Raw genomic sequence first — 14455 nt, forward strand, 5'->3', positions numbered from 1 at the left:
ATGAAAAAATTATTAATATTAGCATCAATGGTTGGTTTAGTCTTATTGCAATCATGCGAAAAGAAAGGGCCTGGAGATAATTATGATTTCACAAATAGCTTAGCGCCTTATGTATCTTTGAGCAGCACCGCTGCAAAGGCCATTAAACAAGGTTCATCAGGCACATTTACATTTTTAGTAAAGACCTCTCTGCAACAAGCAGTAACGGTTACTTACAATGTCTCTGGCGCTGTTACATTAACAAATCAAACCGTAACTATAGCAAAAGATGCATTAACAGGAACAGCTAATGTTGCAATTCCAGCTGGTACCATTGTAGCCCCGGCTACAACGGCTGTCGCTACATTATCGCTTGTTAAAGCTGTTAAAGAAGATGGTACAGTTTTAACTTTAGGTGCTACAAATAATTCAGCAACCCAAAAGGTAACCATTAACATAACTAATTAATACTAGCTAATTATTCTTGTTAGAAGAGCCAGTATCGAACTTCGATACTGGCTCTTTGCTTTAGCAAGCTATTGGCTAAAAAATATTAATCCCTGATTCACTCTTAAAAGTAGACAGGGCTAGCGAAATAAAAAAAACATTCCCATTAGTTGTGACGCGTGTTTTTTGTAGATATCCCTAATTTCATTCAAATCTAGCTCTAATCCGGTTCTAATGCACAATTCGCTTTGATTTTAATATAACTAAAATATTAGGATTAATCCGATATGCCAATTTGAAGTGTTAAATGTTAAAAAATGTTAAAGATATATTTGGTGATTTTGCCAACTAACTATACATTAGTGCTTTATTAACTATCATTACTAACCTATTTTTCAAATTATGAAAAAACTTCTACAAAGTTTGTTCATACTTGTTTTCGTTGCTGTATCGGCAATGGCACAAGATCGAACAATCAATGGTACAGTTACATCCTCTGATGATAAACTGCCAATCCCCGGAGTTAGCGTACGTGTAAAGGGCACCCAGATTGGTGCTGTTACTGATGCCGCCGGAAAATACTCAATAAGAGTTCCTCAAGGCTCTACGAGTTTAGATTTCTCCTTCATTGGATATGCAACTCAAACACGAACAATTTCTGGAACATCAATCAATGTGATTTTAGAAAGTGATTCAAAATCGTTAAACGAAGTTGTGGTTACTGCCGGTGGACTTGCAAACACTAAGCGTTCAATTGGTACTGTTATCACAACGGTTAAAGCAGAACAATTATTAGCAGCAAAACCAACTACAATTGCAAGTGGTTTACTTGGTAAAGTAGCTGGTTTACAAATTAACGGAACAACTGGTGGTACTAACCCTAATTTCCGTGTTGTATTGCGTGGTATGCGTTCATTAACAGGTAATAACGAAGCTTTAATTGTTTTAGACAATGTAATCGTTCCAAACGCTGTTTTAGGTAATCTAAACCCTGAAGATGTTGAAGATGTAACTGTATTAAACGGTGCTTCTGGTGCTGCGCTTTATGGTTCTGACGCTTCTAACGGTGCATTAATCATTACGACTAAAAAGGGTAAAAAAGGTACATTAGAAATTAAAGTTGGTCAAACTTTAACAGCTGAGCAAGTTGCTTTCTTTCCAAAAATTCAAAAAGAATTTGGTTCAGGTTCAGACAATGATTTAAGAATTTACTTAGGTTATGAAAACCAACAGTACGGACCTGCATTTGATGGTGTTGTTAGAGAAATTGGTTTACCACTTGCTAATGGTGCAATTAAAATGGTGCCTTATTCTGCTACAAATGCAAAAAATGATTTCTGGGAAACTGGTTTAACAAGTCAAACAGATTTTTCTGCTTCATCTGGTGATGATAAAGGATCATTATTTATGTCTGCGCAATATGTTGATGTTGCAGGAACCACTCCAAAAGACAAATACAATAAAGCAAACGTTAGGATTAACGGAACGAGAAAATTGGCTGATAACTTGGTTGTAAACTTCGCAACAAGTTATACTCAAAATAGATCAAACAAAACTACACAGACTGGAACCATCTATGATCAGTTATTACAATCTCCTGCTCAAGTTCCACTTACAGAACTTCAGGACTGGAAAAATGATCCTTTTGCAAATCCTAATGGTTTCTACAACGCTTACTATAACAATCCATATTTCATGATTGATAATTATAGAGAAAGTGTTAGAAATGATTATTTAACTGCAAGTAGTGAATTAAAGTACAACCCGATTAAATGGTTAGACTTTACCTACAGAGTTGGTTTCCAAACTAGAAATTATTCGAATAAAAATTATTCGGATAAATTTACTTTCAGTGATTATACAAAATCTTTACCTGAAACTGCAAGTACTTTCAAAAGAACTGATATTGTTGGTGGTGTTACTGATGGTTCTTTGTACACTACACGTATTACTAACGAATTTCAGGCGCAGATTAAACAAAAGTATGGTGATTTCGATTTCAACCTTGTATTAGCTGCGGTTGTACGTCAGGATCAATCTAAAACTTTAAGTGCTTCTGTTAGTGGTTTAGTTCAACCAGGTTTATTTAACCTAAGCAACAGTACAAACACACCAACTGCTAGTGAGGCAAATTATAAAGCTCGTCAGCAAGGTGTATACAGTGTATTAAACATTGCCTATAAAAACTATTTGTTTTTAAATGCTACAGCACGTAATGACTGGGATTCTAGATTGTTACAATCAAATCGTTCATTCTTCTATCCTGGAGCAAATTTATCATTTGTACCTACAGATGCATTCAAAGATTTCTTCGTTAAAATTCCTGCAATTGATTACATTAAATTAAGAGCAGGTTATGCTAAGGTTGGTCAGGTTAACGTAGGTGGCGGAACAAGTTTCGGTGCTTATACACTTGATGGTACATTTAACCAGGGTGCTGGATTCCCTTACAATGGCCAAGGTGGTTTCACAATTGGCAATCGTTTAGTTTCTCCAAACTTAACACCAGAATTTACCTATACTATAGAGGCTGGATTGGATGTTAATTTATTCAAAAACAGAATTTCAGCTACTGCAACGTATTACGACAATAAAAGTAAAAACCAAACAGTTACAACTACTGTAGCAAACTCATCTGGTTATTCATCTTATTTATTGAATGCTGGACAAACTAGTGGTAAAGGTATTGAAGCTTCATTAAACTTAGTACCGGTTAGAAAAGAAAACTGGACAGTTACGGTAGGTGGAAATTTCAACTACACGAAAAACACAGTTGACGAATTAGTAGGTGGAATTCCTAACATTAATCTTGGTGGTTTTACAGGTGCTGGCGTTTATGCAGTGGCAGGAAGACCTTTCCCAGTATTACAAGGCCGTTCTTATGTTCGTGATCCACAAGGTAGAATTATCGTAAATCCAGTTACTGGATATCCTTCAGGAACTTCAACTTTCGCTGAATACGGTAATGCTTCTCCAACCAAAATTTTAGGCTTAAACTTAAGCGCACGTTATAAAAACTTAACATTATCAGCTGTAGCTGAATACAGAGGTGGTTATTTTATCTATAATGCCGCAGGTAACTCATTCGAATTTAACGGTTCTGGTATATTAACAACTCAATATAACAGAGAGCGCTTTGTAATTCCTAACTCATCATATCTGTTAAACGGTCAATATGTGGATAACACAAACATTACGGTTAGAGATGGTGGTGCTGCTTATTGGAGTATTGGTGGTCCAAGAAGAAATATCGATGAGAATTATGTAACTCCAGGAGATTTCTGGAAAATCAGAGAGATTACATTGGCTTATGATCTTCCTAAATCAATCCTAGCTAAATCTAAATTTATTAAAGCTGCTCGTATTAGTGCTCAAGGAAGAAACCTATTTGTCTTCTTACCTAAAGCAAACGTATACACAGATCCTGAATATAGTGCAGGAGATGGTTTAAGTAATGGTAACGCTGTTGGCTTAACTAGTTTAGACCAAATTCCTCCTTCGAGATATTATGGTGGAACGATATCGCTAACATTCTAAAGATTACTATCATGAAAAAAAATATAAAATATTTATTAATTGCGCTTGTCGGTATTTCTGCCTCATCGTGCAAGAAGTATCTGGATATTAACACAAATCCAAACCAGGCAATTACTGCAACTCCACAATTAGTTTTGCCACAGGCGATAACTGCAGTTGCAAACCAAACCTGGGCATATAATTTCTACGGAGCACAAACAGTTGGTTACTTAGCAAATGGTGGTGGTGTAAGTGGTTGGGGAGCAATTATTTCTTATAACTACGCTACAACTGATCAGCAAGGTTTATGGAACACAAGTTATGATATCGGCACTGATATTCAGTATGTTATCGACCAAACAGCTAGTCAGCCAGATTTGGCTCAGTTTAATGCTGCTGCAAAAGTGATGAAAGCATTTGCTTTTCAACGCTTAGTTGATCAGTACAACGATTTGCCATATACTGAGGCGCTTAAAGGTGTAGCCAATGTTTCACCAAAATACGATAAAGCTACTGATGTATATAAAGCACTTGCTGACCTTTGTGATCAAGCAATCGTTACCTTTAAAGCAAATCCTACTGCATCTACTGCTTTCAGAACTGGAGATGTTATGTTCAATGGCTCTACTGCTGCTGCTGAAATTACCAGATGGATTCAGTTTGCAAATACAATCAAATTAAGATTAATCATTAGAGCAGGTAGCAAAGTGGCATTTACAAACAGAACTTTTGATGCTGCTGGATTTTTAACAGATGATGCAGTTGTAAACCCTGGATATGCTCGTGTTGATGGTAAACAAAACCCAGCTTGGAATAGCTTTGCATACACATTTGCAAATGCAGCAGTTGGTGGTGGCGTTCAATACGTACCAACACCATACATTGCAACTTTCTATAACGGTGTGAAATTATCAGATCCAGGTAGAGCAGGTGTTGTTTATAAAGCAAATATCATTAACGGAACAACTCCTACAGGTACCTTAAATCAGTTGGGTAACCAATTGGCTACAGCAGGTAGAGGTCAAACACCAAACTCTTGGTTTAGAGGTACAAACGCTACAAACTTCGAGTCTATCGGTATATTTAAAGGTCCGGATGCTGGTCAACCATTGTTTTTAGCTGCTGATAGTTATTTTCTTCAGGCAGAAGCTGCTTTAACAGGCGTAATTGCAGGCGATCCTAAAACATTATTTGATACAGGAATTAAAGCATCATTCCGTTATTTATATAAAAATAACGCCAATGTAATTCCGGCTACTAAAACTGCAGATGCTGATGCTGTTGCTTATCAAACGGCAAACGCAACAAACCGTTTAGCAAACTTTAATTTAGCCGTAGGTGCTGCTCAGCAATTAGAGGCAATTATCACACAAAAATATTTAGCTTTAAATTTATTATTTGGTGATGAGGCTTGGAATGAATACAGAAGAACAGGCTACCCAACAATTGTTACAGCTCCTGGAGCGACTGCAACTCAAACTTTTGTTTCAACTGTAACAGAAGCAACAGGTCCTGATAAATTGCCAACTCGTTTATTGTATCCAAATAGCGAATTCCAATATAACGCTGGCAATGTAATTTCAGTTGATAAATACACAACAAAAATATTCTGGGCTAGATAATTTATAATTTTAAAATAGAAATTAAGAAAATGAAAAGAATATTTCAAAACATAGCAATCCTGGTTATTTTCATGAGTTTAACTTCATGCTTAAAATCGAAGGATTTAATTGGACCAGATGCTGATAAAAGCGCTGGTGCAATTATAGAATTTGCAAACCCCGACTATATTGCTACAGGTTCTGCCTCTGCTTCAATTAAACTTGCAAGATATGAGCTTAGCCTACCAAAAGGACCAGCAACTTTACTAAAAGTTTATGTTCAATATGTTGGAACAGGCAAAATGGCATCAAGCGATGTAACAGTAGGTCTTGGAATTGATGCTGCGGCACTTACACTTCACAATACCCAGGCTGGAAAAGCTTACAACTTAATCCCGGCTGCATGGTATACTTTGCCGGCAAGTGTTGTAATTCCTGCCGGACAACGTGGCGTTGAGGTAACAATTCCGATTAACACCAACAACTACGTAGCAGGACAAACCTATGCATTACCTTTATCGATAAGATCAGCTTCGGTAGGTACGGTTAGCGGAAATTTTGGTACAATTATAGTAGCTATAGCAGCACAATAATTTTTGTAAATTTCAAATCAAAAAGACCTGAAGAATTACTATTCTTCAGGTCTTTTTTGTTTTATAGCCTTAAATTTAAGTAACCAGCTGTTATTTTTTTAAAAATGAAGAAACAATGAATATTCAGGAATGTTTGTCATGTAAAAATCACAAATACACCTTATTTAGTTAAAGTTTGTTAAAAAAAGTTGGTGGGATTATATATTTAGCCCTTTATTTAAAACTAATACAATCCTAACTTAAATTTCATGAGAAAACTTCTACAAAGTTTGTTCGTGATGATGCTTTTTGCAATTACTGCATTAGCTCAAGAACGAACAATTACTGGTACAGTTGTGTCTTCGGATGATAGATTACCTATCCCGGGCGTATCTGTAAAAATTAAAAACACAACAAGAGGCACAATCACCGATTCTAATGGTAAGTATACCATTACCGCAGCCTCAAATGCTACATTAGTATTTTCTTCAATTAGCTATGAAACTACAGAAATACTAGTTGGTAACAAAACAACAATTAGCCCTATTCTATCATCAGATTCTAAATCATTAGATGAAGTTGTAATTCAGGTGCCTTATGGTACTGTAAAAAAGAGTGCATTTACCGGTGCTGAATCTACAGTAGGTGCTACCGAATTAGCTAAAACACAAATGACTTCTGTAACCAGAGCATTAGAAGGACGTATTTCTGGTATTGTTGCTACCAATGGTGGCGGCCAGCCAGGTACAAATGCTGATATTCGTGTTCGTGGTATCGGCTCAGTTAATGCAAGAAGCACACCTCTTTACGTTTTAGATGGTGCTGTTTATAATGGAGAAATTGCTTCAATTGCTTCAGATGATATTGAAAGCGTAACCGTATTAAAGGATGCTGCTGCAACTGCATTATATGGTTCAAGAGCTGCAAACGGCGTAATCATGATTCAAACTAAAACTGGTAAAAAAGGCGATGCTATCATTAGAGCAAACCTTAGAACAGGTTTTATGAACCGTGCAATTCCTCAATACGATCAGGTAGGCGCAAAAGACTACTACGAATTAATGTGGGAAGCAACCAGAAACAGATTACAATATGGTGCCAACCCTCAAACTCCAGCATTAGCCGGACAAAATGCTTCTGCAGTTTTAACTGGTCCTAATGCTTTGGTTTACAATGCGTATAATGTTCCAGGTGCTCAATTGGTTGATCCTGTAACAGGAAAACTTAATCCAAATGCTTCTCTTTTATGGGATGACAACTGGAATACAGTACTTTTTAACACAGATGCGTTAAGACAAGATTATAATGTGAGCATTAGTGGCGCAAGTGATAAAACGGATTACTATTTTTCAGGCGGTTACGTAAATGAGAACGGTATTACTAAATTTACTGAGTTCGATAGGTTTACCACTAGAATGAACATCAACACTAAAATTAAGCCTTGGTTAAAAGGTGGTACAAGCTTAGATGCGGCTATTTCTTATCAAAGAAATAACGTTGCTGAAGGTACTGCAACTACAAACCCATTCTATTATACTACAACGATGGGGCCAATCTACCCGGTATATGAGCGTACTTCAACAGGTGCTTATGTATTCGATCCGGTAACAGGTGGCAACAAATTAGATTTTGGTAATGCAAGCCAAATGGGTGCAAGACCATACGCACCAAACTCAAACTTATTGGGTACTTTGGAATTGGATGACAGAAGTAACAGACCAGTTAACATCAATAACAATACTTATTTAGAGGCGAGTTTCTTGAAAGATTTCAAGTTCAGAACAAGTATTGCAACTACTTATTATGATGCAACATCTACAATTTTTCAAAACTCCCTTTATGGTGATGCACAAAACGTTGCAGGTCGTTCAACAAAAAGAAACAACCGTCAGTTAACTTTTACCTTTAACCAGGTATTATCTTATGCAAAACAGTTTGGAGAACATTATATCTCTGCATTAGCTGGTCACGAGAATTTTAAATTCAGAAGAAACTTCCTTGAAGCGACTAGAACGGGTTTTCCTTTCCCAGGCACCAGTGAGTTAGCATCGGCAGCAGTTGCAGAAGGTTCTACTTCAAATCAAAGAGATCACGCCATCGAAAGTTATTTCTCAAGATTAGACTATAATTACAAATCGAGATATTACATTTCAGGAAGCTTAAGAAGTGATGGTTCGTCAAGATTTTCATCATCAGCCAGATGGGGTACATTCTACTCTGTGAGTGGTGCGTGGAGAGCTTCTGAAGAAAGTTTCTTAAAAAGTGTAAGCTGGATTAACGACTTAAAAGTAAGAGTAAGTTATGGTGAATTAGGTAATGAAAACTTAGATACTTATTATGCATACCAGGCATTATACAACTTGGGAGCAAATAATGTTGGCTTCCCTGGTGCAACGGCTTTAACTTTAGCTACACCTGATTTAACCTGGGAAACAAACCAAACGACTAACATCGGGGTTGATTTCTCATTATTCAATAACCGTTTACAAGGTAGTATTGAACTTTATAATAAAGTATCCGACAACTTATTATTTGATGTGCCTTTACCAATTTCTACTGGTATTACCACTGTTACAAGAAATATTGGTGCTTTATCAAACAAAGGTATTGATTTTACTTTAGGTTACACAGCCATTAAAAAGAGTGATTTTGACTGGAGAGTTGATTTAAATTTAACACACTACAAAAATAAATTCAAAGAATTATCTCAACCAGAAATTATTATTGGTAACAAAAAATATGTTGTTGGAGGAGGAATTTATGATTTCTTCATTAGAGAATACACTGGTGTAGATCCAAATACAGGTTTAGGAACTTGGAAACAAGATGTTTTAGGCTCAAATGGTTTGCCAACAGGTCAAACAACTACAACATCAAACTTTACAGCTGCTACACAGTATACTGTTGCTACTGCAATTCCTGATTTAACTGGTGGTATTACCAACTCATTCCGCTACGGTAACTTTGATTTATCATTCTTATTTACTTTTCAATTAGGAGGTAAATTCTACGATAGTAACTACGCAGGCTTAATGCATGTAGGTAATTATGGATCAGCTTGGCATACAGATATCTTAAACAGATGGACTACACCTGGTCAGATTACTGATGTTCCTAGAGTTCAGAATGCAGTTGCAAATCAATCTGGTGCTTCAACAAGATTCTTGTTTGATGCAGACTATTTAAACCTTAAAAACGTAACTTTTGGTTATACCATTCCTCAGAATGTGAGTGGTAAACTTGGTTTAAAATCAGCAAAAGTATTTGCAAATCTTGATAACGGATATTTATGGCATAAAGGCCCTAAAGGTATGAATCCACAAGGTTCATTCACCGGAAATACTGATTATGTGTACCCGTCATTCCGTACATTCTCTTTAGGTTTAAATGTTAATTTATAACCGCATAAATTGTTATAAAATGAAAAATATTTTAAAAAATATAAGCCTGGTTCTAATAGGCGTTGCAACACTTAGCAGTTGTAAGAAAGAATACCTGGAGACCACTCCAACTGAGCAAATTGCTCAGGAAACTGTTTTCAGTACAACCGGAGGGGCTTTAGTGGCGCTGAATGGTACGTACAGACAGATGTATCAAAGCTTAACTGACCATGGTAACTTTGGTCAGAAATCAGCAGAAATTGTATCTGATTTAATGGGTAACGATATGGTGGTTCATGCACAAGGTTATGGTTGGTTCAATGCCGAATATCAGTATACCGCAATTGCTACAGCTACACTTAACAGCAGATCAGGCCGTACTTGGTTTTACTATTACAGAACCATCAATAATGCAAACATCATTCTTAAAAATATTGATGCAGCTACAGGTACAACTGCAGAGAAAGAATACATCAAAGGACAAGCATTAGCACTTAGGGCTTATTCATATTTCTATCTTGTAAACTTCTTCCAGCAAACGTATAAAGGAAATGAGAATAAGCCGGGTGTACCAGTTTACTTAGAGCCAACCAGCGAAGGTAATCCGAGAGGAACCGTACAACAGGTTTATACGCAAATAGTTGCAGATTTAAAACAAGCTGAAACTTTGTTAACTGGCAAAACGCGTATCCACAAATCGCATGTAAATGTTAATACGGCTCAAGGTATCTTGGCTCGTGTTGCATTACAAATGGAAGACTGGGCTACTGCCAGAGAGTATGCAAGAAAATCAAGAGCTAGCATTGCGCCAATGACTGCGGCTACTTATAATGCAGGATTTAGCATTTTATCTAATACCGAGTGGATTTGGGGTTTAGAGGTTAACGTAGAACAGTCTACTATTTTTGCTTCTTATTTCTCACATATGGATAATACAGCCGGCGGATACGGTGGTTTAGGCTCTTATAAAAAAATCACTAAAGAACTTTATGATTTGATACCTGTTGGCGATGCAAGAAAGGATGCTTTTAAAGCCCCTGGTTCAACTGTGTTACCATCAGTTCCCATCTATAGTATTTTAAAATTCAGAAAACCAACTGCGGCAACATGGAATGGTGATTACTTATTAATGCGTGCTGGTGAAATGTTCTTAATCGAAGCAGAGGCTTCAGCAAGAATTGGTGGCGATGAAGCAAATGCGGTAACTTTATTAAACACTTTAGTTAAAACAAGATACCCGGCTTACAATTTTGCGGGTACAGGAACGGCATTATTAAACGAAATTCTTTTACAAAGAAGAATCGAACTTTATGGTGAAGGTTTCTCTTTAAATGATATTAAACGTTTAAAAACTGGTTTAAACAGACCAACTGGAACAGGTAACCATGGTGGTACCAATTTCGCTCCGGTAGAATTAGTTTTACCAGCCGAATCTCCGAAATTCTTAATGAGAATTCCTCAGGATGAATTAAATACCAATAAGGCATTAACGCCTGCTGATCAGAATCCACAATAGTTAGGTTCTGTTTGATAAAGCCCTCGGTTACAAGCGTAATCGGGGGCTTTTTGTTTACACAAAAATTATTGCCTTTTGTTTTGAAAAAAACCAAGAAATGTGTTAAAATCACTTTTTTGACATTTATTAATAATAAAAAGACAGCCTAATCATCAACTAAATCGTTTTAGATAAAGATAAAGTCTACCTAATTGCTATAGATTATTTTCGTAATAATTGCATTACAATATTTTTTTTTTAAATTGGCAAAATATTAATCAAAAACTAAACTTAAAATTTATGAAAAAACTATTACAAAGTTTGTTCATAATGCTCTTTTGTGCAATCAGCGCTTTTGGGCAAGAAAGAACAATTACTGGAACAGTTACAGGTAAGGATGACGGACAGCCCCTACCTGGAGTAACCGTTAAAATCAAAGGCACCGCTGGAGGAACCATTACAGCATCAAACGGTAGCTATTCAATTAAAACATCAGCTAAAACAGGTACTTTGGATTTCTCATTCGTGGGATATTTAGTTCAAAGCAGATCATTTGGCGCATCTAATGTGGTTAACGTTGCATTAGAAACAGATTCAAAAACATTAACAGATGTTGTTGTTACAGGTTACGGAACGGTAAGAAAGAAAGACTTTACTGGTTCGGTTGCAACAGTTAAAGGTGATGACTTAAAAGACAAACCAGTTCAGAGTTTTACACAAGGTTTAACCGGTCAGGCGGCTGGTGTAAGCATCGTACAACCAAACGGTTTGTTAAACAATCCACCTGTAATTCGTGTAAGGGGTGTAAGTTCAATCTCACTAAGCTCTTTTCCATTAGTAGTTGTAGATGGAATTCCATTTCCTACCGGAGACGTTTCAGCTAACTCATCAGCAAATAACCCGCTAGGAGATATTAACCCTGCTGATATTGAAACCATCGATATCTTGAAAGATGCGGCTTCAACTGCATTATATGGTTCAAGAGCAGCAGCTGGTGTATTGGTAATCACAACCAAAAAAGGTAAACAAGGAACTGCAAGAGTAACTTACGATGGTTGGGTTGGTGTTAACAACGCGGTAAGATTACCTGAATTATTAAATGCTACAGAGTATATTCAGTCGAAAAATACGGCAATGAAAAATGCATTGGCATTAAACCCTAATACGGTTCCGGCTTCTCAAAGAAATGCAAATGGCGAAAGCTTTTTCCCAACGTTAAATGCAGACGGATCTATTGTAGATACAAAATGGTATGATGTAATTTATCGTGAAGCTTATTCTCAGAACCACTCTGTAACCATTTCTGGAGGTACAGATAAAACAAATTATTACGTATCAGGAGCGCTTTCTGATCAGGATGGTTTCTTAAGAGCAAACTCATTCCAAAGATATTCTGGAAGAGCGAACTTAACTCACCAGGCTACTGATTGGTTGAAATTGAACGCAAACATGAGCTATAATAACAGTTTTAACAGCTCTCCAAACAGTGGTTCAATTCCGGGTGCGGCATTTAACTCATCAGGTTTAGGTAGGATTGCTACAGTTATGGCACCAAACATTAAACCATTTAACAATGATGGTTCTTATAGCGTATCTGGTAATAATATTGGTAGTGGAGCCAACTTAGTTCCAATTACTTATGTTAACCCGCAGGTTATCATCGATAAAGATGTAAATACTTCAGAAACAAATAGATTATTAGCTAATTTAGGTGCTGAGGTTAAAATTCTAGAAGGTTTAACAGCTAAATCAACTTATTCTTGGGATAGAAGTAATACAGAAAACATTCAATTCTGGAATCCTATTAATGGTGATGGTTTTTCTTATCCTGGTTATGCTTACAATAACTCAGCCAGAAGAAATAACTGGAACTGGATTACTACATTGGCCTATAACAAACAAATTGGTGATGGCCACAACATTAGCTTAAATGTGAGTTCTGATATCCAGAATACAAGAACTGTAAACTGGGGTTCAATCAGACAAGGTTTAGCAGATCCATCTTTCTTTACTCAATATCAAGGAACATTTACTACCAACGTTGCTGGTGGTAACGGAATTAACGAACAAGCTTGGCAAGCTTACATTGGTAGTGCCAGCTATAACTACAAAGGAAGATATTTCTTAACGGGTAACGTTAGAAGAGATGGTAACTCAGCTTTCTTTATCGATAAACAATGGGGAACTTTTGGTGGTGGTTCAATCGGATGGGAAATCGCACAAGAGGATTTCTTTAAAAACTCATCATTAGGCAGAACCGTTAACGCTTTACGTTTACGTGCAAGTTATGGTAAAGTAGGTAACGCCAACGTAGCAGCTTACCAAGGTTACACAACTTACGGTTCTAGTATTTATGGTGCTGGTGCTTTGGCATGGGCATTTACTGGTCCTGCAAACAGAGATTTGAGCTGGGAAACAAGTAAACAAACGGATATAGGGTTAAGTGCAGGTTTATTAAACAGCCGCATTACTGTAGAGATTGATTATTTCAACAAAAACATTGATAACTTAATTTTAGGTGTTACACAAGCGCCTTCAAAAGGTATCCCTGGTGGCGTAATTAATACTAACGTTGGTTCAATGTACAACAGAGGTTTTGAGTTCGCGGTGAGCGGTTCTCCTATTAAAACCAATGATTTTACCTGGACTTCAAGCCTTAACTTCACAACAATCAAAAACAGAGTTACAGCACTTGACCCTTCATTACCTCAGTTAACTTCATCAACTGGTGGTTTAGAAACAGCAAGTACTACAATTGTTGGAGAGTCTATCGCAGGTATTTATGCAGTTGAAACAAGAGGTGTTAACCCAGCAAACGGAAGAAGAATTTTCGTAAATAAAGCAGGTAGAGAAGTTCAGTACCAACACCAAGGCGGTGCTAATGCATGGACTTTCCTTGATGGTACTGCTGCTAGCCCGGTTAATGCAAACGACCAAAAATATATGGCTAACACCCTTCCAACCTGGTATGGTGGTTTTAACAACACATTCAACTATAAAAACTTCGATTTAAACTTCATGTTTACTTACTCAGGCGGTAACTATATTTACAATGGTTCTAGAGCAGGTTTACTTGATCAACGTTTCTGGAATAACTCAAGAGATGTATTAAACGCCTGGACTACAGCTGGTCAGCAAACAAATATTCCAAGAGTTGTTTATGGTGATAACATTTCAAATGGTTCATCATTCCCAATTTCTGAAAACATCGAAAAAGGAGATTTCTTAAGACTTCAGGCTGCAACTTTAGGTTATAGAATTCCGGCTTCTATCTTCGGAAAATCTGGAATCAAAAGCTTAAGAGTTTATACTTCTGTTAACAATGCGTTCCTAATCACTGGCTATACTGGTGTGGATCCGGAAATTTCAACAAACGGTAACTCAAACTTATCAGCAGGTGTAGAACGTAACAGTATCCCACAAGGTAGACAGTTTACTTTCGGTTTAAGCGTAGGTTTGTAAACA

The 14455-nt window shown here is 36.8% G+C and carries 7 protein-coding genes; all 7 read left to right on the forward strand.

Annotated features, from left to right (window positions below):
- The 7 genes from R2Q16_RS05890 to R2Q16_RS05920 all read left to right on the forward strand — a co-directional run bounded on the left by R2Q16_RS05890 (position 1) and on the right by R2Q16_RS05920 (position 14452).
- Complete coding sequence (locus R2Q16_RS05890) at positions 1-447, forward strand: hypothetical protein (protein WP_316735731.1); 447 nt, start codon at positions 1-3, stop codon at positions 445-447.
- Positions 448-828: 381 nt separating this feature from the next.
- The gene (locus tag R2Q16_RS05895; RefSeq protein ID WP_316735733.1) at positions 829-3963 is read left to right on the forward strand and encodes a SusC/RagA family TonB-linked outer membrane protein; all 3135 of its coding nucleotides are present in this window, start codon (positions 829-831) and stop codon (positions 3961-3963) included.
- An 11-nt stretch (positions 3964-3974) separates the two neighbouring features.
- Positions 3975-5564, forward strand: a complete 1590-nt coding sequence (locus R2Q16_RS05900; RefSeq protein WP_316735734.1) for a SusD/RagB family nutrient-binding outer membrane lipoprotein — start codon at positions 3975-3977, stop codon at positions 5562-5564.
- 29 nt (positions 5565-5593) lie between these two features.
- Positions 5594-6136: a DUF1735 domain-containing protein gene (locus tag R2Q16_RS05905; RefSeq protein WP_316735735.1), complete on the forward strand. Its 543-nt coding sequence runs from the start codon at positions 5594-5596 to the stop codon at positions 6134-6136.
- A 248-nt stretch (positions 6137-6384) separates the two neighbouring features.
- Positions 6385-9516 (forward strand): TonB-dependent receptor, encoded by a 3132-nt coding sequence (locus tag R2Q16_RS05910; RefSeq protein ID WP_316735736.1) that lies wholly within the window; start codon positions 6385-6387, stop codon positions 9514-9516.
- Between the two features lie 19 nt (positions 9517-9535).
- Positions 9536-11011: a RagB/SusD family nutrient uptake outer membrane protein gene (locus tag R2Q16_RS05915; RefSeq protein ID WP_316735737.1), complete on the forward strand. Its 1476-nt coding sequence runs from the start codon at positions 9536-9538 to the stop codon at positions 11009-11011.
- Positions 11012-11290: 279 nt separating this feature from the next.
- A complete protein-coding gene (locus R2Q16_RS05920; protein WP_316735739.1) occupies positions 11291-14452 on the forward strand; it encodes a TonB-dependent receptor in 3162 nt (1053 codons plus the stop codon).
- Positions 14453-14455: the final 3 nt, after the last annotated feature.

Source organism: Pedobacter aquatilis (assembly GCF_032678425.1).
Lineage (GTDB): Bacteria > Bacteroidota > Bacteroidia > Sphingobacteriales > Sphingobacteriaceae > Pedobacter > Pedobacter aquatilis_B.

What these genes read in the sequence shown, in the direction of transcription:
- R2Q16_RS05890 (WP_316735731.1), top strand. Translation starts at nt 1, where the DNA reads ATGAAAAAATTATTAATATTAGCATCAATGGTTGGTTTAGTCTTATTG.
- R2Q16_RS05895 (WP_316735733.1), top strand. Translation starts at nt 829, where the DNA reads ATGAAAAAACTTCTACAAAGTTTGTTCATACTTGTTTTCGTTGCTGTA.
- R2Q16_RS05900 (WP_316735734.1), top strand. Translation starts at nt 3,975, where the DNA reads ATGAAAAAAAATATAAAATATTTATTAATTGCGCTTGTCGGTATTTCT.
- R2Q16_RS05905 (WP_316735735.1), top strand. Translation starts at nt 5,594, where the DNA reads ATGAAAAGAATATTTCAAAACATAGCAATCCTGGTTATTTTCATGAGT.
- R2Q16_RS05910 (WP_316735736.1), top strand. Translation starts at nt 6,385, where the DNA reads ATGAGAAAACTTCTACAAAGTTTGTTCGTGATGATGCTTTTTGCAATT.
- R2Q16_RS05915 (WP_316735737.1), top strand. Translation starts at nt 9,536, where the DNA reads ATGAAAAATATTTTAAAAAATATAAGCCTGGTTCTAATAGGCGTTGCA.
- R2Q16_RS05920 (WP_316735739.1), top strand. Translation starts at nt 11,291, where the DNA reads ATGAAAAAACTATTACAAAGTTTGTTCATAATGCTCTTTTGTGCAATC.